Raw genomic sequence first — 20137 nt, forward strand, 5'->3', positions numbered from 1 at the left:
GTCTTGAGAGAGATACGATCGGCGGCGATGGTGGTGAACGCCAAGTCGCGGCGCGGACAGGCGCTGTTCGAGCGGGCCTGCAAGGCCATGTCGGGCCTGCCCTATCCGGTCGATGCGCGCGCGGTCGAGGATCCGGAGGATCTGGAGCCCACGGTCCGCGAACTGCTGGCGGCCAAGCCCGACCTGCTGATCCTGGGCGGCGGCGACGGCACGATCAGCGGCCTGGTCGACCTGATGGTCGGGCATGACGTGATGCTGGGCGTGCTGCCGCTGGGCACCGCGAACAGCTTCGCGCGCTCGCTCGACATCCCGCTCGATATCGAGGGGGCGGTGGAGGTGATCCGGACCGGCCGGCCCCGCCGGATCGACCTGGGCATGATCGACAACGACTATTACGCCAATTGCGCCGCGATGGGGATGAGCCCCAAGATCGCCGAGACGGTGCCGCACAAGCTCAAGAAGGTGGCGGGGCGGCTGGGCTATCTGGGCTGGGCAGCCTATCAGTTCCTGCGCTTCCGCCCCTTCACCCTGATCGTCGAACAGAACGGAACGCGCGAAAGGCTGCGCGTGGTCGAGGTCCGCATCTCCAACGGGCCTTATCATGGCGGCACCGAGCTGGTGGAATCGGCGTCGGTCGATTCGGGCGAGATCGTGGTCCAGGCGGTGTGCGGCCATGTGAAGCGGCGCCTGATCGTCAACTGGGCGGCCAGCATCCTGCGCAGCGACTATCGCAAGGAAAAGGTGCGCGAGTTCCGGGGCCGCTCGATCCGGATCAACACCATCCCGCCGCTGCCCATCTCGATCGATGGCGAGGTGCTGGCGCACACGCCCGTCACGGCCAGGATCGCACCGGGGATCATCGAGGTGATGGCCCCGGCCTGATCGTCAGCCGACCGGCATCGCCTTGTTGGTCGGCTGCCCCTCGGCCAGGGCCTGTTCCTCGCATTCCTGCGGGGTGGTAGCCTGGGCCAGCCTGCCCTTTCGCCAGCCGCCATGCCGGTAATAGGCGATCGTCATCAGCATCGAGGCGAGCGAGCCCGCCGGGAAGCTCCACCAGATCGCATCCGCGCCCAGCATCGGCGCAAAGGCATTGGCCAGGCCGAAGCGGACCGGGAACATCGAAATGGCCAGGATGACCAATGGCCCGACGACCGCCCCGTTGGCGCGCACCGTCGCCGCCAGCACCATCGAGACGCCGAACAGGATGAAGCTCCACCCGCCGATCAGGTTGATCCGCGCGGCGATGGCGATCGCGCCGGGCTCGCTGCCCAGGAACAGCCACAGGACATGCCGGTCGAGCAGGGTGACGAGCACCACCAGCGCCCCGGTCAGCAGCAAGTTCATGCGCAGGCCCGCCTGGGTGATCCGGCCCACCCGGTCCCATTGCCCCGCGCCGATATTCTGCGCCGCCATGGCGCTGACCGCCGCGCCCACCGCCATGGCGGGCATCTGGATATAGGTCCAGAGCTGGTTCGCCGCGCCATAGGCCGCCGTGGTCGCGGTGCCGTGCCGGTTGACCAGCCCCATCATCGCCAGCGCCGAGGTGGAGACGACCAGCATCTGGAGCCCCATCGGAAAGCCCTTGACCAGGATCGTCTTCAGCAATGCGGGCGTGGGGATCAGATAGCGCCACTCCGCCCCGCGCAGCCGGATGACCAGGTCCTTGGCATAGAGATAGGCGACCAGGGCCAGCAGCGAGCCGCTATTGGCGATCAGCGTCGCGACCGCCGACCCCTCGATCCCCAGCGCCGGGGCGGGCCCCAGCCCCAGGATGAAGACCGGGTTCAGCACGACGTCGAGCACCGAACCCAAAGCCATGAACTTGAGCGGGGTGATCGAATCCCCCACCCCGCGCAGCGCCATGGTCAGCAGGACGCTGATGAACCCCGGCGGCATCGCAACGAAGATCACCCGCAGATAGGCGAGCGCGAGCGGATAGACCTCCGCCGGGGTGGCCAGTGCGCGCAATATGGCGGGTGCCGCCCACCAGCCTAGGCCGACCGTCAGGGTAGAGATGACCGCGAACAGCCCCAGCGCCGATCCCAGCACCCGGCGCACCGCATCGATATCGCGGCGGCCCATATTCTGGCCGATCAGGATGGTCGCCGCCATGCCGAAGCCGAAGGTCGCCGCGACCAGCAGGAACATGATGATATTGGCGTTCGTCGTCGCGGCCAGCGCGCGCTCGCCCAGAAACTGGCCGATCCAGATCGCGTTGATCGACCCGTTGAGCGATTGCAGGATGCTCGATCCCAGCGTCGGCAGCGCGAACAGCAACAGGGTGCGGCCGATCGGCCCGGCGGTCAGGTCCCGGCGTCCGTTGGGCGCGGTCACGGTGTCTTGCCTCCGGCGTTGATTTCCTCGTCCACGAACCGCGCCATCGCCGCATATTGAAAGCCGGGCCTCTGGTTGCCCTGGCCCGCATATAGCCCGCGCAGATAGCCCCAGTCGAACGGGGTCAGCCCTTCCGGCGCCGCCTGCTCGTCGAACAGGGTCAGGATCGTCGAGATCCCCTCGGTCCTGCGCGGACGGACCACCGCCAGCGCGCGCATCGTGGCATAATCGGCGATCTGGTGGATCGTCTTGCCGTTCACCGCGTCCCGGTCGATCATCACCACCGCCGCCGCGATATGCGATTTGGTGGGCAGGGTGATCCGGCTGGCGCTGGGGATGTTGAGGGTCGGAATATTGTTGGCGCCCGGGATCAGCTGGTCGCCGTCGCGGCTGGTGATCGCGGTCATGTGCCAGGCATGGACCGGGCCCCTGTCCTTCGCCATCGCCCGGACATCGGCGAAGGGAAGGTCACCGAAGATGCCGGGCCGGTGATCGATCAGCCATGCGACCTGCTGCGCGCCATTGTCGACGAACAGGATCAGGACATTGGGGCGGCATTTGTCGCCGCCCAGCCGAATGCCCAGCCGCTCGGCATGGCCCAATATGCGGTCGGCAACCGGCAGCGCGGCCTTGGCCGCCAGGCCGGAGCTGGCGATGCACAGGGGTTCGGTCAGCCGCGACAGCGGTGCGTCGCCATCGGGATAGCCCGAAATCGCGCCGAACCAGCGCAACGTCTCTCGCCGGGGCGGCAGCGGCCGGGCGGTCACCACGACCGGATCGGCGGGCGATGCGCCGGTCTGCGCCTCCAGCGGCGGGGCGATCGACGCCCCGCCCAAGGAAGCAAGCCATGCCAACGACGTAAGAAACGTTCTCCGCATCGACCTGCCCCCCTTTGGCTACGTTCAACCGGCCAGTGCGTCCCGTACCGCCTGAACCGCCTCGGCGCCCTTGGTGCCGTCCGGCCCGCCGCCCTGCGCCATGTCGGGACGGCCACCGCCGCCCTGCCCGCCCAGCGCCGCCACCGCCTTGCGCAGCAGCTCGACCGCATTGTGCCGGGCCGTCAGATCGTCGGTCACGCCGACCGCGACCGAGGCGCGACCGTCATTGATCGCGACCATCACCGCGACACCGGATCCGCCCAGCCGCTGCTTGGCATCGTCCACCGCGCCGCGCAGCCCCTTGGCCTCGAAGCCGTCGAGCACCTGGCCGATGAACGCGACATCGCCGATCTGCTCGGGTCCGGCGGCAGCCCCTCCGGCCCCGCCGCCCATCGCCAGCGCCTTCTTGGCCTCGGCGAGTTCGCGCTCAAGGCGACGGCGATCCTCAACCAGCGCGGCAATGCGCGCGGGCACCTCGTCCGGCGTGGTCTTCAGCGTCGCGGCGGCGGCCTTGAGCATATCGTCGCGGTGGCCGAGATAGGCGCGCGCGCCCTCGCCGGTCAGTGCCTCGACCCGGCGCACACCGCTCGACACCGCGCCTTCGGACACGATCTTGAACACGCCGATCTCGCCCAGCGCGCCGACATGCGTGCCGCCGCAGAGTTCGAGGCTGTAGGTGCCGTCGGCATCCTCGCCCATCGACACGACGCGCACCTCGTCGCCGTACTTCTCGCCGAACAGCGCCATCGCGCCCATTTCGATCGCCTCGTCGGGCGTCATCAGCCGGGTGACGACGGGGCCGTTGCCGCGCACCTGTTCGTTCACGCGTGCCTCGACCTCGGCAATGTCGTCGGCGGTCATGCCGACCGGCTGCGAAAAGTCGAAGCGCAGGCGCTCGGGCGCGACCATCGAGCCCTTCTGCGCGACATGGGTGCCCAGCCGCTGGCGAAGCGCCTCGTGCAGCAGGTGCGTCGCCGAGTGATTGGCGCGGATCGCGGCACGGCGGGTGGTGTCGATCGCCAGCTTCACGCTGTCGCCGACCTTGATCCCGCCTTCCTGGATTTCGGCATTGTGGACGAAGACGCGGCCGAGCTGCTTGGAGGTGTCGGTGACGACCGCCTTGAGCCCGGCGTCGCTGGAGATGGTGCCCGTATCGCCGACCTGACCGCCGCTCTCGCCATAGAAAGGCGTCTGGTTGACGATGATCGCGACGCTCTCGCCCGCCGCCGCGCTGTCGACCCGCGCGCCGTCCTTGACCAGCGCCAGCACTTCGCCCTCGCCGGTGTCGGAGGCATAGCCGAGGAACTCGGTCGAGCCCGTCTCTTCGGCGATGTCGAACCACACATCGTCCGACGCCTTCGCGCCCGAGCCCTTCCAGGCGGCACGCGCGGCGCGCTTCTGCTCGGCCATGGCGGCGTCGAAACCCGCGCGGTCGACCGACAGGTTCTGCGCCCGCAGCGCATCCTCGGTCAGGTCATAGGGGAAGCCATAGGTGTCATAGAGCTTGAACGCCGTCTCACCCGCCAGCGTCGCGCCGGGTGCCATGCCCGCCGTCGCCTCGTCGAGCAGCTTGAGGCCCTTGTCCAGCGTCTGGCGGAAGCGCGTCTCTTCCTGCTTCAGGGTCGCCTCGATCAGCGGCTGCGCGCGGACCAGTTCGGGATAGGCCGCGCCCATCTCCGACACCAGCGCCGGGACCAGCCGGTGCATCAACGGCTCCTTGGCGCCCAGCAGATGCGCGTGCCGCATCGCGCGGCGCATGATGCGGCGGAGCACGTAACCACGCCCTTCATTGGCGGGCAGCACGCCGTCGGCGACCAGGAAGCCCGCCGAGCGCAGATGGTCGGCGATGACGCGGTGCGACGCCTTCTGGCCGTTCTCGGCCTTGGTGTGGGTCAGCTCGCACGACGCGGCGATCAGCGCCTTGAACGTGTCGGTGTCGTAATTGTCGTGCACGCCCTGAAGCACGGCGGCGATCCGCTCCAGCCCCATGCCGGTGTCGATCGACTTCTTGGGCAGCTCGCCGACGATCTCATTGGCTTCCTGCTCGAACTGCATGAAGACCAGGTTCCAGATCTCGACGAATCGGTCGCCATCCTCTTCGGGGCTGCCGGGAGGGCCGCCATAGATATGGTCGCCGTGATCGTAGAAGATTTCGGAGCACGGACCGCAGGGCCCATTCTCGCCCATCGCCCAGAAATTGTCCTTGGTCGGAATGCGGATGATCTTGTGATCGGGGAGGCCCGCGATCTTCTTCCACAGCGCGAACGCCTCGTCGTCCGTATGATAGACGGTGGCGGTCAGCTTTTCGGCCGGAATGCCCCAGACCTTGGTCAGCAGGGTCCAGGCATGGGTGATCGCCTGTTCCTTGAAATAGTCGCCGAACGAGAAATTGCCCAGCATTTCGAAGAAGGTGTGATGCCGCGCGGTATAGCCGACATTGTCGAGATCGTTATGCTTGCCCCCGGCGCGCACGCATTTCTGCGAGCTGGTCGCGGTCGAATAGGGGCGCGATTCCAGGCCGGTGAACACGTTCTTGAACGGCACCATGCCCGCATTCACGAACATCAGCGTCGGGTCGTTCTGCGGCACGAGCGGCGCGGAAGGCACGATCTGGTGCCCTTCGCTTCCGAAATAGTCGAGAAAGCCGCGGCGGATGTCGTTGGTCGAGGTCATGCACGCGACTTAGGCGAGGTTTCGCGCGCGCTCAAGCGCCCGCGCGTCAGGGGCGTTCCATCGCATCGGCCCGGACCGCCGGACGACGCCACCACAGATACCAGATCATAGCGAAACCCAGCATATCGCCGATCAGCCGCCCGACCGGATGCCCCGCCATGTCCGCCGCATCCTCGAACCGCCCCAGCGTCAGGCCCAGGACGAACAGAAAGGCGGGCCATCGCGGATCGGCCACATCGAACACCCGGCCGAGCAGCCAATGGGCAAGGGCGCAGAAAATGGCGGTGCCCAGAAGGCCGTTGGCGAACCCGACCAGCAATGCGACGATCAAATCGGCGTTCATCATGCCCTCCCTTCGCCATCCGTGCTCCAGGACAGGCCGCCGGGCAAGCTCTCCGCCGACAGATCGATCTGCAACACCCGTCGACGCCGCCCCGGTGCCGACCGCGCGGAGGCGTGAAGGATCGGCGTCCGGTACAGCCACACCGAACCTGCCCCGGCCAGACAGGCATCTTGACCCAGTCGGTCGATCACGCCGGATATGGCATCCTCCGCGATCAGGCCCAGCCGGTGGGACCCCGGCACGACCAGCAGCGGCGCATTGTCCGCATCGACCGGATCGAGATGAAAGCGCACCGTCACCATCCGCTCCAACAGCGACACCGGCGGCGCGACATGGACCCGACCCTGCTTGACCGTCCACGGCCCGAAGCCCGGAACCTCTCGCCGCTCCACCACTTCGATCGTGCGATCCTGATGCCAGCCCAGCGCCCAGTTCCCGCCGTCCTGCTTGTCGAACAGGATCGCGCGAACCGGTCGCGCGCCCTGGCCGATCACCGGCACCATGGCGGCACAGAGCCGCCGAACACCCCCGAGACGCGCGACCCGCGCGGGATCGATCCGCTGTCCGGGGCGCCCCTCGGGCCAGTCACCGAAAAGCCGGGCCAGTTCGGCAAGCTCTCCCCGATCCAGTCGCGACGGCCAAAGGGCGTAGCCGCGCGCATCCAGTTCGGCGATCATCCGATCGGCGCATCGAGCGAGGTGGGCGGCGTCGAGAACCAGACCGGCCCGCTTTCCGTCATGTGGAAGCAATCCTCGATCCGGATGCCGAACTTGCCGGGCAGATACAGGCCGGGCTCGTTGGAAAAGCACATGCCGGTCGCCAGCGGCGTCGCCTCGCCATGCACCAGATTGACCGGTTCGTGCCCATCCATGCCAATGCCGTGCCCGGTCCGGTGCGACAGGCCGGGCAGGCGATAGCCGGGGCCGAAGCCCTGCTCCTCGTAGAACCGCCGCACCGCATCGTCGATGCTGCCCGCCGGGGCGCCGATCCGCGCCGCCGCCCGCGCCACCTGCTGCCCCCTGACGACCAGATCCCAGACCTTGCGCTGCTCGGCGGTCGCCGCGCCATGGACCCAGCTTCGCGAGACATCGGACTGATAGCCCTGCACCGTACAGCCGCAATCCATCAGCACGACCTGCCCCTGCGCCACCCGGTGCACCTGGCGGCTGCCATGCGGATAGGCGGAGGCCTCGCCGATCAACGCCATGCTGAACTCCGGACTGCCGCCCAGCTTGCGCGTCGCGGCGCTCATCAGCGCGCCGATCTCCGCGCCGGTCATCCCCGCCTCGACGCGCGGGTGGAGCCAGCGATAGGCCGCCATCGTCACATCGGTCGCGAGTTGCATCAGCGCGATCTCGGCGGGAGCCTTGATCATCCGGCACCCGCGCACGACCGGATTGGCCGAGACGAGCCGCGCCCCCGGCAACACCCGTCGCAGCCCGTCAAAGGCGAAGAAGCGCGCCGTTTCCTCGATCCCCACCGGACGGCCCGCCAGCTTGCGGTCGCGCAGGAAGCCCGCGACAATGGCCAGCGGGTTCTGGTCCTCCTGCCACACCCGTATCTCGGCGGGCACCGCCAGCGTCTCGCGGACCGAGGGCTCCTCGAAGAACGGGGTGACGATGCACGGCTCGCCCTCGACCGGCAGGATCGCGGCGGTCAGCCGCTCGCTGCGCCACCATTGGACGCCGGTGAAATAGACCATGGTCGATCCCGGCTCGATCAGGATCGCGCCGATGCCGTTCGCCTTCATCAGCGCCTGCGCGCGGGACAGCCGCCGGACCCGCTCCCGCGCGCCGATCGGCACCGCGCCGCCGGTCATGTCGGACAGCCCCGCCAGATCGGGTTCGGCCGCGCGCAACAGGCCGGGGCGGACGAGGAGCGGCAGGGCGGCGGCCGCGAGCACGGCGCGGCGGGACATCGGGGTCTGCATGACCGCGACGATAGAATTCTTGACCTGAGCGCCGCAATGCCCTTGGCTCGCGCGCGTAATCTATATTGGGGTATGCATGGCCAAGCGGCTGACCTTGTACATCTTCATCGGGCTGGTTCTCGGGCTCGTCGTCGGACTGGCGCTCAACCTGTCGCTCGACGACGGCAGCGCCGCGGCGGCCGCCGAGTTGAAGACGATCGCCGGCTATTTCGCGATCGTCACCGGCCTGTTCCTGCGGCTGATCAAGATGATCATCGCACCACTCGTCTTCGCCACCCTGGTCTCGGGCATCGCGCAGATGGGCGACACCAAGGCATTGGGGCGGATCGGTTTTCGTTCGCTCGCCTGGTTCATCTCGGCCAGCCTAGTCTCGCTCAGCCTGGGCATGATCCTGGTCAACCTGCTGCATCCGGGCGTCGGCCTGAACCTGCCGCTGCCCGCCGTCACCGCCGATAGCGGGGTGGTGAAGACCGGGTTCGACCTCCAGAAATTCGTCACCCATCTGGTCCCCGCCTCGCTGGTCGAGGCGATGGCGACCAACGAGGTGTTGCAGATCGTCATCGGATCGCTGTTCCTGGGCGTGGCGATCACCGCCGTCGGCGAGCGCGCCGCGCCGCTGGTCCGCGCGGTCGATGCGCTGGTCGCGGTCATGTTGCAGGTGACCGATTATGTCATGCGCCTGGCGCCGCTGGCCGTGTTCGGCGCGGTCGCGGGCACGCTGACCGAGCGGGGGCCGGGGGTCATCGGCAATCTCGCGGTGTTCATGGGCAGTTTCTATCTCGGGCTGCTGCTGCTCTGGGTGGTGCTGATCGCCGTCGCGACGCTGTTCATCGGCGGGCGCATCCGCGAGCTCCTGTCGCATATCCGCGCGCCGTTGATCCTGGCCTTTTCGACCGCCTCGTCCGAGGCCGCCTATCCGCGCATCCTGGAGGGGCTGGACCGGTTCGGCGTGCCGCCGCGCATCGCCAGCTTCGTGCTGCCGCTGGGCTATTCGTTCAACCTCGACGGGTCGATGATGTACATGACGTTCGCGTCGCTGTTCATCGCCCAGGCGTACGGCATCGACCTGTCGATCGGGCAGCAGATCACCATGCTGCTGGTCCTGATGGTCACGTCGAAGGGGATTGCGGGCGTGCCGCGCGCCTCGCTGGTGGTGATCGCGGCGACGATGCCGATGTTCCACATTCCCGAGGCGGGGCTGCTGCTGATCCTGGCGGTCGACCATTTCCTCGACATGGGCCGGTCGGCGACCAACGTGATCGGCAATGCGGTGGCCAGCGCGGTCATCGCGAAGTGGGAGGGGCCGCTCGACGCGCCCGAGCCGGTCGATGTCGAGTCGCTCCACGCACCGTCGGGACATCCGGCCCAGCCCGCCCCCGACAGCTTCCGGCAGATCGGGAGGCATTGATCCCCTCGCCCGCCATCCGGGGGGCGCCCCTGCCCCCTATGGCCGAGCGGGATCGTCCCTCTCAGGCATAGGCATAGGGGCCGCCCTTGGCGAGCGCGACCTGATAGGCGGGGCGGGCGTGGATGCGTTCCAGCCAGGCGATCGTCGCGGGGCGGCTTTCGTCCAGCCCCGCCCGCGACCGCGCCGCCTCGAGCGGGAAGCTCATGATGATGTCCGCCGCGGTGAACTGGTCGCCCGCGAACCAGGGCGAATGGGTCAGCTCGCTTTCGACATAGTCCAGATGCCGGTCGATCATCGGCATGAACCGCTTGATCGCCGCCTTGCCCAGCACGGGAATGCGGCTGAGCACGAGCAGGACGAACAAGGGCGGCATCAGCGAGCCCTCGGCATAATGCAGCCAGAAGCGCCAGCGTTGCACCGCGTCGCGGTGTGCGGGCGGGCCCAGGCGACCATCGGCCTTGCCGACCAGATATTCGATGATCGCCCCCGTCTCGGCGATCACCATGCCGTCATCCTCGATCACCGGCGATTTGCCGAGCGGATGGACCGCGCGCAGCTCGCGCGGGGCGAGCATTGTCTTGCGGTCGCGCCGATAGCGTTTCACCGCATAGGGCAGGTCGAGTTCCTCCAGCATCCACAGGATGCGTTGCGACCGCGAATTTTCGAGATGATGGACGATGATCGTCATGCCTGTTCCCCATGATGCGGGCGGGGTAACGCGCCAGACCGACCGCAAGGCCCAAAGGCCGCCGGAATGCGGCCATGGGCCGATGGCTCAGGCCGCTCCTGCCCTTACCCGCCAGATCCAGGCGGAGGCCGGCAGGGCCACCTGATCGCCGGTCCGGTGATGGGACAGCCCCTCGTGCAGCGCCGCCGCGATCCGTTCCCGCTCGTCCGGGGCGGCGGTCGCCATCGCCCGCGCCGCCGGGCCGATGCGGGACAGGAAATCCACCGCATCCTCGACCGGCGCCGCGCCCTGCCCGACGACATATTCGAAATCGACCCGCGCGGCGGCCTCCAGCGCCCATCCGGCCTGTTCCAGCCACGCCCCCACCCGATGCGAATCGGCAAAGGCGAAAGGCCCCGGTTCGTAACCGGCGACAGGCGCGGGCGAATGGCCGACCGCCTCGTCCGCCAGCGTCGCAAATCCGTTGCGTGCCCGCTCGTCGAAGCAGGAAAAGACCATCGCCGCCCCCGGCGACGCGGCCGCCCGCAAGCCCGTGAACGCCGCGACGGGGTCGGGAAAGAACATCACGCCGTGACGCGAGACGAAAAGGTCGAACGGCCCCTCGGACGCGGCGACCGACACCGCGTCGCCGCAGACGAAACGGAGCGCCCCGCCCCGGCCCTCCACGTCCGCCGCCCGCGTCCCTGCCAGGGCCAGCATTTCCGGCGACAGGTCGACCCCGACGACCTCCAGCTCGGGACGCGCCGCCCGGAGCGCCAGGCCGGTCGACCCGACCCCGCAGCCTATATCCAGCGCCCGCCCCCGCCGGGGCGCGACGGCGGCGATAGCGGCGTCGAGATGCGCCGTCAGATGGGTGAAGCTGCGTTCGGTGCGACGCCATTGCTCGGCCCAGACATCGCCGACCCGGCCGCTCCAATCCAGTCCGCTGGTCATCGCCCCCCTATCGTCCCCCAAAGCAAAACGGCCCGCCGTCTCCGGCGGGCCGCTGGTCCCTCTTACAGATCGTCGTCCGCGTCGGGGCCGGTCATCATGTCCTCGGCCACCTGCTCGGTCCGCTGGCGGATCGCGCGTTCCAGGCGGTCGGCCATGTCGGGATTCTCGCGCAGGTAATTCTTGGCGTTCTCACGCCCCTGCCCGATGCGGACCGAGTCGTAGGAGAACCAACTGCCCGACTTCTCGACCAGCCCGGCCTTGACGCCCAGATCGAGGATCTCGCCGATCTTCGAGATGCCCTCGCCATACATGATGTCGAATTCGACCTGCTTGAACGGCGGGGCGACCTTGTTCTTCACCACCTTCACGCGGGTCGCGTTGCCGGTGATGTCCTCACGGTCCTTGATCTGGCCGGTGCGACGGATGTCGAGCCGGACCGAGGCATAGAATTTCAGCGCGTTGCCGCCCGTCGTCGTCTCCGGGTTGCCGTACATCACGCCGATCTTCATGCGCAGCTGGTTGATGAAGATCACCATGCAGCGCGAACGGCTGATCGATCCGGTCAGCTTGCGAAGCGACTGCGACATCAGGCGGGCCTGAAGGCCGACATGGCTGTCGCCCATCTCGCCCTCGATCTCGGCGCGGGGCACCAGCGCGGCGACCGAGTCGACCACCAGCACGTCGATCGCGTTCGAGCGGACCAGCGTGTCGGTGATCTCCAGCGCCTGTTCGCCGGTATCCGGCTGCGACACGATCAGTTCGTCGATATTGACGCCCAGCTTCTTGGCATAGACCGGGTCGAGCGCGTGTTCGGCGTCGACGAAGGCGGCGGTGCCGCCCATCTTCTGCGCCTCGGCGATGACGTGCAGCGCCAGCGTGGTCTTGCCCGAGGATTCGGGGCCATAGACCTCGATCACGCGACCGCGCGGCAAGCCGCCCACGCCCAGCGCGATGTCGAGCCCCAGCGAGCCGGTCGAGATCGCCTCGACCTGCATCGTCTCCTTCTGCCCCAGCTTCATCGCCGAGCCCTTGCCGAACGCCCGGTCGATCTGAGCGAGCGCGGCGTCGAGCGCCTTTTGACGGTCTGCGTTTGCGGTTGCCATGCCTGTTTCGATCACTTTCAGATTGGCGGCCATCAGATGCTTCCTTCGCTAGACCAAGCGCGTGGTCCATTCAACGCATCTGCAATGTATGCACTTTGTTCCACAGGAACAAGATGGGAACAAATATCAGGTCAAAAAAGTCGGCAGCGCCCACCAGCCCTGGTCTCGCGCCCCGGTCGCCGCCGCGTCCCGGTCCGCGACGGTGTCGAAGATCGCGAAACAGGTCGCCCCCGATCCCGACATGCGCGACAGCCCGACGCCGGGCGCCTGGCCCAGAAAGGCCAGCACCGCGTCGATCGCCGGGGCCAGCGCGCGCGCCGGGGGTTCCAGATCGTTCCGCCCCGCCGCCGCAACCGCCATCACCTCGCCCTCTCCCAGTCCGCCGCGATCCGTACCGTCCCAGCGGCCGAACACCGCCGCCGTCGACACGCCGACGCCCGGATTGACCAGCAGCACCGGCACATCGCCCAGCGGCGGCAGCGGTTGCAGCGCATCCCCCTTGCCCCGGCCCCATGCGGTCCGGCCGAGCAGACAGGCGGGCACGTCCGCGCCCAGCTCGCCCGCCAGCGCGAACAATTCGGGATGGTCGGACGCCACGCCATGCAGCCGCGCCAGCGCGCGCAGCGTTGCCGCCGCATCCGCCGAGCCGCCGCCAATGCCCGAGGCGACCGGCAGATGCTTGTCGAGCGTGATCGCATGATCCGCCGCAACGCCGAACCGCACGCCAAAGCCCTGCGCGGCGCGCATGACCAGATTGTCCTGCTGCGCCTCGCCCGCCAGACGGTCGGCGAACGGCCCGCTCAGCGTCAGGCCGGTCGTGGCGGCGGGGGCGACCGTCACGACGTCGCCATCGCGGCAAAAGGCGAACAGCGTTTCCAGCTCATGATAGCCGTCCGCTCGGCGCGCCCGGACGTGAAGGGCCAGATTGATCTTGGCGGGCGCGGTCTCGACGATGGCGGTCATCCCCGCCCCATGCGACGCCCCGCGCCCGCCAGCAAGAGCGATCAGCGCGACAGCTTGGGCGTGATCCGCGCCCGTTCGCTGTCGTCGGCGGTCAGCGCCGCCGCGCGCCAGGCATAGCGCGCCTCATAATGCCGCCCTAGCGACCAGTAGATGTCGCCGAGATGATCGTTGATCTCGCTATTGGCGGGCTCGGCCATGGCGGCACGCTCGATCAGCGGCAGCGCGCGGCCGGGCTGCCCCGCCCGGAAATAGGCCCAGCCCAGCGAATCGGTGATCGAGCCATTGTCGGGCGCCAGCTTGCTCGCCCGCTCCAGCATGGCCAGCGAGCCTGCGACATCCTGACCCCGCTCGACCCGCGCATAGCCCAGATAATTGAGCGCCAGCGGCTCGTCCGGCGCCAGCGCCACCGCACGGGCGAGCGCTGCATCGGCCTCTTCCCGCCGCCCCGCCTGATCCAGCGCGCCGCCATATTGCAGCCAGGCCGCCCAGGGCAGCGGCGGATCGGCGCGGGTCACCTGCTCATACCAGGGCACCGCCTCGGCGGGTTGCCCGGCGGCGATCAGCTGGTCGGCATAGACCTGCCAGTCGTCGACCGTCGCATTCTTCGCGGTCGCCAGCCCGCGCGCCAGCATCAGCGCCTCGCCGGTCCGCCCGGCCGCTCCGAGCAGCCCGACCCGCACCACCGCCGCGCGGTGGGCGAAGGCGCGACGCGGGTCCACCCCCGCCAGCGCGGCGATGGCGGCGTCCCATGCCTCGTCCTTCGACAGCGCCTCGGCCAGCAACAGCCGTGCCCGATCATTGCTCGGATCGGCGATCAGCGCGGTGCGCGCGAGCGCGATGACCAGCGGGCGCGGGCCGTCGCTCGCCAGCTCGGCACCGACCCGGACGAACAGTTGCGACACGCCGAAGCCCAGGTCCGGCTTGACGCCCAGCGCCTTGCGACCGGCATCGACCAGCGGATCGGTCATCAGGCGGCGCGCATCGGCCTCGTCGCCATGGCCCGCCATCAGCGCGGCGGCGGCGATCCGGGTATCGGCGGGCGGGCGCATCGCCTCCAGCAGCAGCCGGACCGAGGAATCGTCCATCTTCCTCGCCGCCAGCGCCAGCAGCAGCCGATGCTCCTCGGCCAGCCGCCGCGCGACCGGCTCCTTGCCCGCGCTGTCGAGCGCGGGTTCGACCGGCTGTCGGTGATCCCAGGCCGCCCAGGCCTTCAGCACCGGCGACAGAATCTTGAGCGGCCCGCCCGCGATCCCTGCGATCACCGCGTCATAGCCCGCCCGGTCGCCCTTGCGCGCCGCGATCGCCAGGTCGAGCAGCGTCACGTCGATCGGCGCGACCTTTTCGGCCTGCATGACGCGCGCGGCGCGCAGCGCCAGCGCCTCGTCGCCGCTGATCATCGCCTCGCGATAGGCGCGCACCGCCACCGCCGGATCGTCGGGCCACCCCGCCAGCGCGGTCGCATAATCGCCCGCCGCCTCGGCCGCACGCCCCTCGGCCGCCGCGACGCGGGCGGCGAGATAGGCGGAAAGCGGCTCGGGCGTGGCACGAACCGCCGCCGCCACGGGCGCCGTCCAGGCGGCGGAGGCCAGGACCGTTGCCGATAGGAGGGAGACGAGCCGACGCTTACATATTGGGATAATTGGGTCCTCCGCCGCCTTCGGGTACGACCCAGTTGATATTCTGGGTCGGGTCCTTGATGTCGCACGTCTTGCAGTGGACGCAGTTCTGGGCGTTGATCACGAATTTCGGATCGCCCTCGTCCACGCCCACCACCTCATAAACACCCGCCGGGCAGTAGCGTTGCGCGGGCTCGTCGAACAGCGGCAGGTTGTGCGCGATCGGCACGCTCGCATCCTTGAGCGTCAGATGGACCGGCTGATCCTCCTCATGGTTGGTGTTCGACAGGAACACCGAGGAGAGGCGATCGAAGGTCAGCACGCCATCGGGCTTGGGATAGTCGGGCTTCTTCACCTGATCCTTGCGCCACAACGTCGCGTGATCGGGCTTGTGCTTCATCGTGAAGGGCATTTTTAGCCCGAAATGCTCCGACCACATGGTGACGTTGGCAAGCCCGCTGCCGACGAAATCACCATATTTCTTGACCAGCGGCACGACATTGCGGACGCCCGCCAGCTCCTTGTAAAGCCAGGAGGCGCGGAACGCCTCGGGATAGTCGGTCAGCTCGTCGCCTTCGCGCCCCGCCTGCACCGCCGCGAACGCCGCCTCGGCGGCCAGCATCGCCGACTTCATCGCGCCATGCGTGCCCTTGATCCGCGGCACGTTGAGGAAGCCCGCCGAACAGCCGACCAGCACGCCGCCGGGGAAGGTCAGCTTGGGGATCGCCTGAAGCCCGCCGTCATTGATCGCGCGCGCGCCGTAAGACACGCGCTTGCCGCCCTTCAGCAGCTCGGCGATGACCGGATGGGTCTTCCACTTCTGCATCTCCTGGAACGGGGAGATGTACGGGTTGGAATAGTTCAGCCACGTCACGAAGCCGATCGCGACCTGTCCCCCCGCCTGGTGGTAGATGAAGCCGCCGCCATTGGCGTCGTCGCCCAGCGGCCAGCCCTGGGTGTGGATGACGCGGCCGGGCACATGCTTGGCGGGATCGATGTCCCACAATTCCTTGATGCCCAGACCGTAAATCTGCGGATCGCTGTCGCGCGCCAGGTCGAACTGGCGGATGATCTCCTTGGAGAGATGCCCGCGCACACCCTCGGCGAAGAAGGTGTATTTGGCGTGGAGCTCTAGGCCCGGCTGGTAATCGGGCTTGTGGGTGCCGTCGCGTGCCACGCCCATGTCGCCGGTCGCCACGCCCTTCACCCGGCCATCCTCATGGAACAGGATTTCCGCCGCCGCGAAACCGGGGAAGATCTCGACGCCCAGTTCCTCGGCCTTGCCCGCCAGCCAGCGGCACAGATTGCCGAGACTTCCCGTATAGGTGCCCTTGTTGTGCATGAAGGGCGGGACCAGCGCGTGCGGCACGTTGCGATGCTTGCCCGCAGTCAGGATCCAGTGATGATTCTCCGTCACCGGCACCTCGGCCAGCGGGCAGCCGTCGTCGCGCCAGTCAGGCAGCAGCTCGTCGAGCGCGATCGGGTCGATCACCGCGCCCGACAGGATGTGCGCGCCGACCTCCGAGCCCTTCTCCAGCACGCAGACCGACAGCTCGGCGCCGCCTTGCGTCGCCAGCTGCTTCAGGCGGATCGCGGCCGACAGGCCCGCTGGCCCGGCGCCGACGATCACCACGTCATAGGGCATCGATTCGCGTTCGCTCATGGCATCCTCGCATCTGGTCCGCACCGCTGCCGTAACCTCCCGTGGATCGGGCTCGTCCGGGCGCGGACGGGAAACATCTTGTCCTGACAGCCGATCCGACAGATTGACGCGCACGTCAACCTTGCAGCATGGGCTAATCCCATATGGGGGCTTTTCCGACGTTCGACAGCGCACCGTTCGACAGCGCACAGGCGGCCAGCGTGCTCGACTGGTGGCACGACGCGGGCGTCGACCTGCTGGTCGAGGACGAACCCCGCGACTGGATGGCCGCCGAGCCCGTGCGGCCGATCGGCTTCGCAGCCCCCGCCCCCGCCCCGCTGCCCGCACCGGGTCTGGTCCCCGCCCTGCCCGCCGCCGCCCCGGCCGCGCTGCTGCCCGATACGCTGGACGCCTTCCTGGCCTGGCGCCTGTCCGACGCCGCGCCGGAGGCGGCGTGGGACGGTATCTCGCTGACCGCCACCGGCCCCGCCGAGGCGCCGCTGATGGTGCTGGTCGACTGTCCCGACCGCGACGACGGCGAAGCGGGACAGATATTGTCGGGCGCGGCCGGTCGATTGTTCGACCGGATGCTCGCCGCCATCGGACAGTCGCGCGAGACCGTTCACCTCGCCTCGGTCTGCGCGCGGCGGCCGCTGGCGGGCCGGACCCCGGCGGGACTGGAGGCGCGGCTGGCCGAGATTTCGCTGCATCATATCGGGCTGGTCCGGCCGCACTCGCTGCTCCTGCTGGGCAATGCGGCGAGCCGTGCCGTGCTCGGGACCGAACTCACCAGCGCGCGCGGACATTCGCATGCCGTTGACCATAAAAGCGGCAAAAGCCAGGCGGTCGCCAGTTTCCATCCGCGCTTTCTGATCGAAAAGCCGATGGCAAAGGCGGAAAGCTGGAAGGATTTGCAAAGGATCATGGGGGACATGCGCGCATGAAGCTGGGCCAGGCGATCGCACGGACGGCGACCATCGGGGCTTTGCTGGCGGCCGGAACCGGCACCGCCTTCGCCGCTGCGCCGGGAGAACCCGCGGCGGATGCCCGCGCCACCGCCTCGCCAAAGGCCCCGCCCGCCATCCCCGCGCTGCTCGATGCCGATCAGAAGGCGGGCTATGCGCGCATCTTCACCGCGATCCGCGAGAGCCGCTGGACCGATGCGCAGCTGGAGCTCGACTCGCTGAAGCCGGGGCCCCTCCACGCCATCGCCCGCGCCGAACTCTATACCGCCAAGGGATCGCCCAGGGTCGATGCCGAGCGGCTGGTCGCGCTCCTCAACGAAGCGCCCGAACTGCCCCAGGCCGAACAGCTCGCCCGGCTCGCCCGGTCGCGCGGCGCGAAAGACCTTCCCCCGCTGCCCGAGGCGCACAGCCTGATCTGGCAGGACGGCGCCCCCCGCCGCGTCCGCGCCAAGAGCGTGCGCAGCGACCAGATCGCCGCCGAGCTGGCGGTGCGGATGCAGCCCTTCATCAAGGCCGATGACGGCCCCTCGGCCCAGGCCCTGCTGGATGCGACCCAGGGCCTGTCGCCCGAGGCGCTGACCGAGTGGCAGCAGCGCGTCGCCTGGATCTATTTCCTGATGGGCGACGACGCCAATGCCCGGACCATGGCGGCCAAGGCGGCCGACGGGACCGGCGAATGGGCAGTGCAGGGTCGCTGGACCACCGCGCTGTCGGCCTGGCGGCAGAATGACTGCCAGGCCGCCGAGACCGCGTTCGAGGGCACGGCGGCGCGCGCCACCGATGTCGACCTGCGTGCCGCGGCGCTCTATTGGGCCGCGCGCGCCGACATGGTCTGCGGCCGTCCCGACAAGGTCGAGGGGCGGCTCCGCTCCGCCTCGCAGTTCCGCGAAAGCTTCTATGGCCAGCTCGCGCGCCAGGCGCTGGGCATGCGCGGCGACCGCGAGCCGCGCGGGCAGCTGGTCGCGACCGACTGGGTCGCGCTCGACCGTCGCCCCAACATCCTCGTCGCCGCCGCGCTGGTCGAGATCGGCGAGACCGATCTGGCCGACCAGGTCATCCGCCAGCAGGCGCGGATCGGCCAGCCGCAGGAGTTCCGCAACCTCGTCCGCCTGGCCGAATCGCTCGACCTTCCCGCCACGACCGTATGGCTGGCGCACAACTGCCCCGCGGGCGTCACCGCCACCGCCGAGGCGCGCTATCCGACGCCCAGCTGGACGCCCGACAGCGGCTGGCGCGTCGAAAAGGCGCTGGTCTATGCGCACACGCTTCAGGAAAGCGGCTTTCGCAACAAGGTGGTCAGCCCGGCGGGCGCCTATGGCCTGATGCAGATCATGCCCGCCGCCGCCACCGACTTCGCGCGCGAACGCGGCGTGTCGATCGACCGCTCGGCGCTGACCAAGCCGTCGACCAATATGGATATCGGCCAGCGGCATCTGGAGCGACTGCGCGACATGACCGGTGTGACCGGCGGCCTGCTGCCCAAGGTGATCGCGGCCTATAATGCCGGTCCCAAGCCGGTCGGCGAATGGAACAGCCTGGTCCGCGACAATGGCGACCCGCTGCTCTATATCGAGAGCATTCCCTATTGGGAGACGCGCGGTTACGTGACCACGGTGCTGCGCAATTACTGGATGTACGAAGGCCAGACCGGCAAGGCCAATTCGCCCAGCCGCGCCGCGCTGGCCCAGGGGATGTGGCCGCGCTTCCCGGGCCTTCCGGGGGCCAGCGCGGTACGGCTCCAACGGCCCAACACCGCGCAGGCGAGCCTGCCCCGCCGGACCACCATCGCGCTGAACGCGGCGGTGAACCCGCAGTCGAGCACCGCGCTGCCCCAGGCGAATTGAGCGGGGGTGTCGCGGCCGAGGGTTTCGCTTGGCCTTCGACTTCGCTCAGGCTGAACGGCGGGGGCCCCATATCCATTCCCGCCGGTAAGGGGCGACGAAGGGGTGTCTTAGCTGGCGTGGTCGATCACACCCTCCCTTCCTGACAGGCCAGCCATGACGCAACCCGAATATCGCTTCCGCCCGCCAGTCCCTCCCCTCCGTTCCGCCTGAGCGACGTCGAAGGCCACGCCCCTCCGCCCGCCAAGCCCCCCCCCCCGAAACTCCCGCAGAGACGTTCACCCCCCATGCCCATCGACACAAGCCACACCTTCCTGCCCGTCCGCATCGCGGTGCTGACCGTCTCCGACACCCGCTCGCTGGCCGAGGACCGCTCGGGCGACACGTTGGCGGGACTGCTGACCGAGGCGGGGCATGAACTCGCCGCGCGCAGCATCCTGCGTGACGATACCGACCAGATCGTCGCCCAGCTGAACCGCTGGATCGACGATGCCAGCATCGACTGCATCCTGACCACCGGCGGCACCGGCGTCACGGGGCGCGACGTCACCCCCGAGGCGGTCGAGCAGGTCGCGAGCAAGATGATCCCCGGCTTCGGCGAGCTGTTCCGCTGGCTGAGCTTCCAGACGATCGGCACCTCGACCATCCAGTCGCGCGCCTGTGCCTGCGTCGCGCGGGGCACCTATATCTTCGCACTCCCCGGATCGACCGGGGCGGTCAAGGACGCGTGGAACGGCATCCTGCGCGACCAGCTCGACAGTCGCCACCGCCCGTGCAACTTCGTCGAGCTGATGCCCCGCCTGCTGGAGCGCTGACCGGC

At 68.8% G+C, this 20137-nt stretch carries 17 protein-coding genes; 5 read left to right on the top strand and 12 right to left on the bottom strand.

Annotated features, from left to right (window positions below):
- Positions 1-27 precede the first annotated feature (27 nt).
- Positions 28-882 carry a diacylglycerol/lipid kinase family protein gene (locus tag ABIC44_RS01990; RefSeq protein WP_354293384.1) on the top strand — a complete coding sequence of 285 codons (855 nt, stop codon included), beginning with the start codon at positions 28-30 and terminating at the stop codon, positions 880-882.
- 3 nt (positions 883-885) lie between these two features.
- Here the strand turns inward: ABIC44_RS01990 and ABIC44_RS01995 are convergent, their stop codons facing one another.
- The 6 genes from ABIC44_RS01995 to ABIC44_RS02020 all read right to left on the bottom strand — a co-directional run bounded on the left by ABIC44_RS01995 (position 886) and on the right by ABIC44_RS02020 (position 8146).
- Positions 886-2334, bottom strand: a complete 1449-nt coding sequence (locus tag ABIC44_RS01995) for an MATE family efflux transporter (protein ID WP_354293313.1) — start codon at positions 2332-2334, stop codon at positions 886-888.
- Positions 2331-3170 (bottom strand): hypothetical protein, encoded by an 840-nt coding sequence (locus tag ABIC44_RS02000; RefSeq protein ID WP_354293314.1) that lies wholly within the window; start codon positions 3168-3170, stop codon positions 2331-2333. Before ABIC44_RS02000 ends, ABIC44_RS01995 begins: the two co-directional genes overlap by 4 nt.
- 66 nt (positions 3171-3236) lie before the next feature.
- Entirely contained in the window at positions 3237-5885 is a 2649-nt protein-coding gene (alaS, locus tag ABIC44_RS02005; RefSeq protein WP_354293315.1) for an alanine--tRNA ligase, read from the bottom strand.
- Between the two features lie 46 nt (positions 5886-5931).
- Positions 5932-6231, bottom strand: a complete 300-nt coding sequence (locus ABIC44_RS02010) for a hypothetical protein (protein ID WP_354293316.1) — start codon at positions 6229-6231, stop codon at positions 5932-5934.
- Entirely contained in the window at positions 6228-6905 is a 678-nt protein-coding gene (locus ABIC44_RS02015; RefSeq protein ID WP_354293317.1) for a phytanoyl-CoA dioxygenase family protein, read from the bottom strand. Before ABIC44_RS02015 ends, ABIC44_RS02010 begins: the two co-directional genes overlap by 4 nt.
- The gene (locus tag ABIC44_RS02020; protein WP_354293318.1) at positions 6902-8146 is read right to left on the bottom strand and encodes a M24 family metallopeptidase; all 1245 of its coding nucleotides are present in this window, start codon (positions 8144-8146) and stop codon (positions 6902-6904) included. The genes ABIC44_RS02015 and ABIC44_RS02020 overlap by 4 nt, the downstream gene beginning before the upstream one ends.
- An 88-nt stretch (positions 8147-8234) precedes the next feature.
- Here ABIC44_RS02020 and ABIC44_RS02025 point away from each other — a divergent pair, with 88 nt between their 5' ends.
- Positions 8235-9566, top strand: a complete 1332-nt coding sequence (locus ABIC44_RS02025; RefSeq protein WP_354293319.1) for a dicarboxylate/amino acid:cation symporter — start codon at positions 8235-8237, stop codon at positions 9564-9566.
- 61 nt (positions 9567-9627) lie between these two features.
- Here ABIC44_RS02025 and ABIC44_RS02030 read toward each other — a convergent pair whose 3' ends face one another.
- From ABIC44_RS02030 to ABIC44_RS02055, 6 genes are all read right to left on the bottom strand, one after another.
- Positions 9628-10254 (bottom strand): glutathione S-transferase family protein, encoded by a 627-nt coding sequence (locus ABIC44_RS02030; RefSeq protein ID WP_307099449.1) that lies wholly within the window; start codon positions 10252-10254, stop codon positions 9628-9630.
- An 87-nt stretch (positions 10255-10341) separates the two neighbouring features.
- Positions 10342-11187, bottom strand: a complete 846-nt coding sequence (locus ABIC44_RS02035) for a class I SAM-dependent methyltransferase (RefSeq protein WP_354293321.1) — start codon at positions 11185-11187, stop codon at positions 10342-10344.
- 62 nt (positions 11188-11249) lie between these two features.
- Entirely contained in the window at positions 11250-12323 is a 1074-nt protein-coding gene (gene recA, locus ABIC44_RS02040) for a recombinase RecA (protein WP_307099453.1), read from the bottom strand.
- 93 nt (positions 12324-12416) lie between these two features.
- Entirely contained in the window at positions 12417-13253 is an 837-nt protein-coding gene (locus ABIC44_RS02045) for a 4-(cytidine 5'-diphospho)-2-C-methyl-D-erythritol kinase (protein WP_354293323.1), read from the bottom strand.
- A 41-nt stretch (positions 13254-13294) separates the two neighbouring features.
- On the bottom strand, positions 13295-14815 hold the full coding sequence (locus ABIC44_RS02050; RefSeq protein WP_354293325.1) for a tetratricopeptide repeat protein: 1521 nt from the start codon (positions 14813-14815) through the stop codon (positions 13295-13297).
- Positions 14816-14876: 61 nt separating this feature from the next.
- Positions 14877-16532, bottom strand: coding sequence for an electron transfer flavoprotein-ubiquinone oxidoreductase (locus ABIC44_RS02055; RefSeq protein ID WP_354293326.1), 1656 nt, complete (start codon positions 16530-16532; stop codon positions 14877-14879).
- A gap of 143 nt (positions 16533-16675) precedes the next feature.
- On the opposite strand from ABIC44_RS02055, the gene ABIC44_RS02060 reads away from it, so the two are divergent.
- The 3 genes from ABIC44_RS02060 (at position 16676) to moaB (ending at position 20132) form a co-directional block, all read left to right on the top strand.
- Positions 16676-17455 (top strand): uracil-DNA glycosylase, encoded by a 780-nt coding sequence (locus tag ABIC44_RS02060; protein ID WP_354293328.1) that lies wholly within the window; start codon positions 16676-16678, stop codon positions 17453-17455.
- Positions 17452-19320, top strand: coding sequence for a lytic transglycosylase domain-containing protein (locus tag ABIC44_RS02065; protein ID WP_354293330.1), 1869 nt, complete (start codon positions 17452-17454; stop codon positions 19318-19320). Before ABIC44_RS02060 ends, ABIC44_RS02065 begins: the two co-directional genes overlap by 4 nt.
- Before the next feature lie 284 nt (positions 19321-19604).
- The gene (gene moaB, locus ABIC44_RS02070) at positions 19605-20132 is read left to right on the top strand and encodes a molybdenum cofactor biosynthesis protein B (RefSeq protein WP_354293332.1); all 528 of its coding nucleotides are present in this window, start codon (positions 19605-19607) and stop codon (positions 20130-20132) included.
- The last annotated feature ends 5 nt before the right edge of the window (positions 20133-20137 follow it).

The organism is Sphingomonas sp. 1185, assembly GCF_040544655.1.
Classification (GTDB): domain Bacteria; phylum Pseudomonadota; class Alphaproteobacteria; order Sphingomonadales; family Sphingomonadaceae; genus Sphingomonas.

What these genes read in the sequence shown, in the direction of transcription:
- ABIC44_RS02010 (WP_354293316.1), bottom strand. Translation starts at nt 6,231, where the DNA reads ATGATGAACGCCGATTTGATCGTCGCATTGCTGGTCGGGTTCGCCAAC.
- ABIC44_RS02055 (WP_354293326.1), bottom strand. Translation starts at nt 16,532, where the DNA reads ATGAGCGAACGCGAATCGATGCCCTATGACGTGGTGATCGTCGGCGCC.
- ABIC44_RS02035 (WP_354293321.1), bottom strand. Translation starts at nt 11,187, where the DNA reads ATGACCAGCGGACTGGATTGGAGCGGCCGGGTCGGCGATGTCTGGGCC.
- ABIC44_RS02065 (WP_354293330.1), top strand. Translation starts at nt 17,452, where the DNA reads ATGAAGCTGGGCCAGGCGATCGCACGGACGGCGACCATCGGGGCTTTG.
- ABIC44_RS02020 (WP_354293318.1), bottom strand. Translation starts at nt 8,146, where the DNA reads ATGTCCCGCCGCGCCGTGCTCGCGGCCGCCGCCCTGCCGCTCCTCGTC.
- ABIC44_RS02015 (WP_354293317.1), bottom strand. Translation starts at nt 6,905, where the DNA reads ATGATCGCCGAACTGGATGCGCGCGGCTACGCCCTTTGGCCGTCGCGA.
- ABIC44_RS02060 (WP_354293328.1), top strand. Translation starts at nt 16,676, where the DNA reads ATGGGGGCTTTTCCGACGTTCGACAGCGCACCGTTCGACAGCGCACAG.
- ABIC44_RS01990 (WP_354293384.1), top strand. Translation starts at nt 28, where the DNA reads ATGGTGGTGAACGCCAAGTCGCGGCGCGGACAGGCGCTGTTCGAGCGG.
- ABIC44_RS02030 (WP_307099449.1), bottom strand. Translation starts at nt 10,254, where the DNA reads ATGACGATCATCGTCCATCATCTCGAAAATTCGCGGTCGCAACGCATC.
- recA (WP_307099453.1), bottom strand. Translation starts at nt 12,323, where the DNA reads ATGGCCGCCAATCTGAAAGTGATCGAAACAGGCATGGCAACCGCAAAC.
- alaS (WP_354293315.1), bottom strand. Translation starts at nt 5,885, where the DNA reads ATGACCTCGACCAACGACATCCGCCGCGGCTTTCTCGACTATTTCGGA.
- moaB (WP_354293332.1), top strand. Translation starts at nt 19,605, where the DNA reads ATGCCCATCGACACAAGCCACACCTTCCTGCCCGTCCGCATCGCGGTG.
- ABIC44_RS02045 (WP_354293323.1), bottom strand. Translation starts at nt 13,253, where the DNA reads ATGACCGCCATCGTCGAGACCGCGCCCGCCAAGATCAATCTGGCCCTT.
- ABIC44_RS02025 (WP_354293319.1), top strand. Translation starts at nt 8,235, where the DNA reads ATGGCCAAGCGGCTGACCTTGTACATCTTCATCGGGCTGGTTCTCGGG.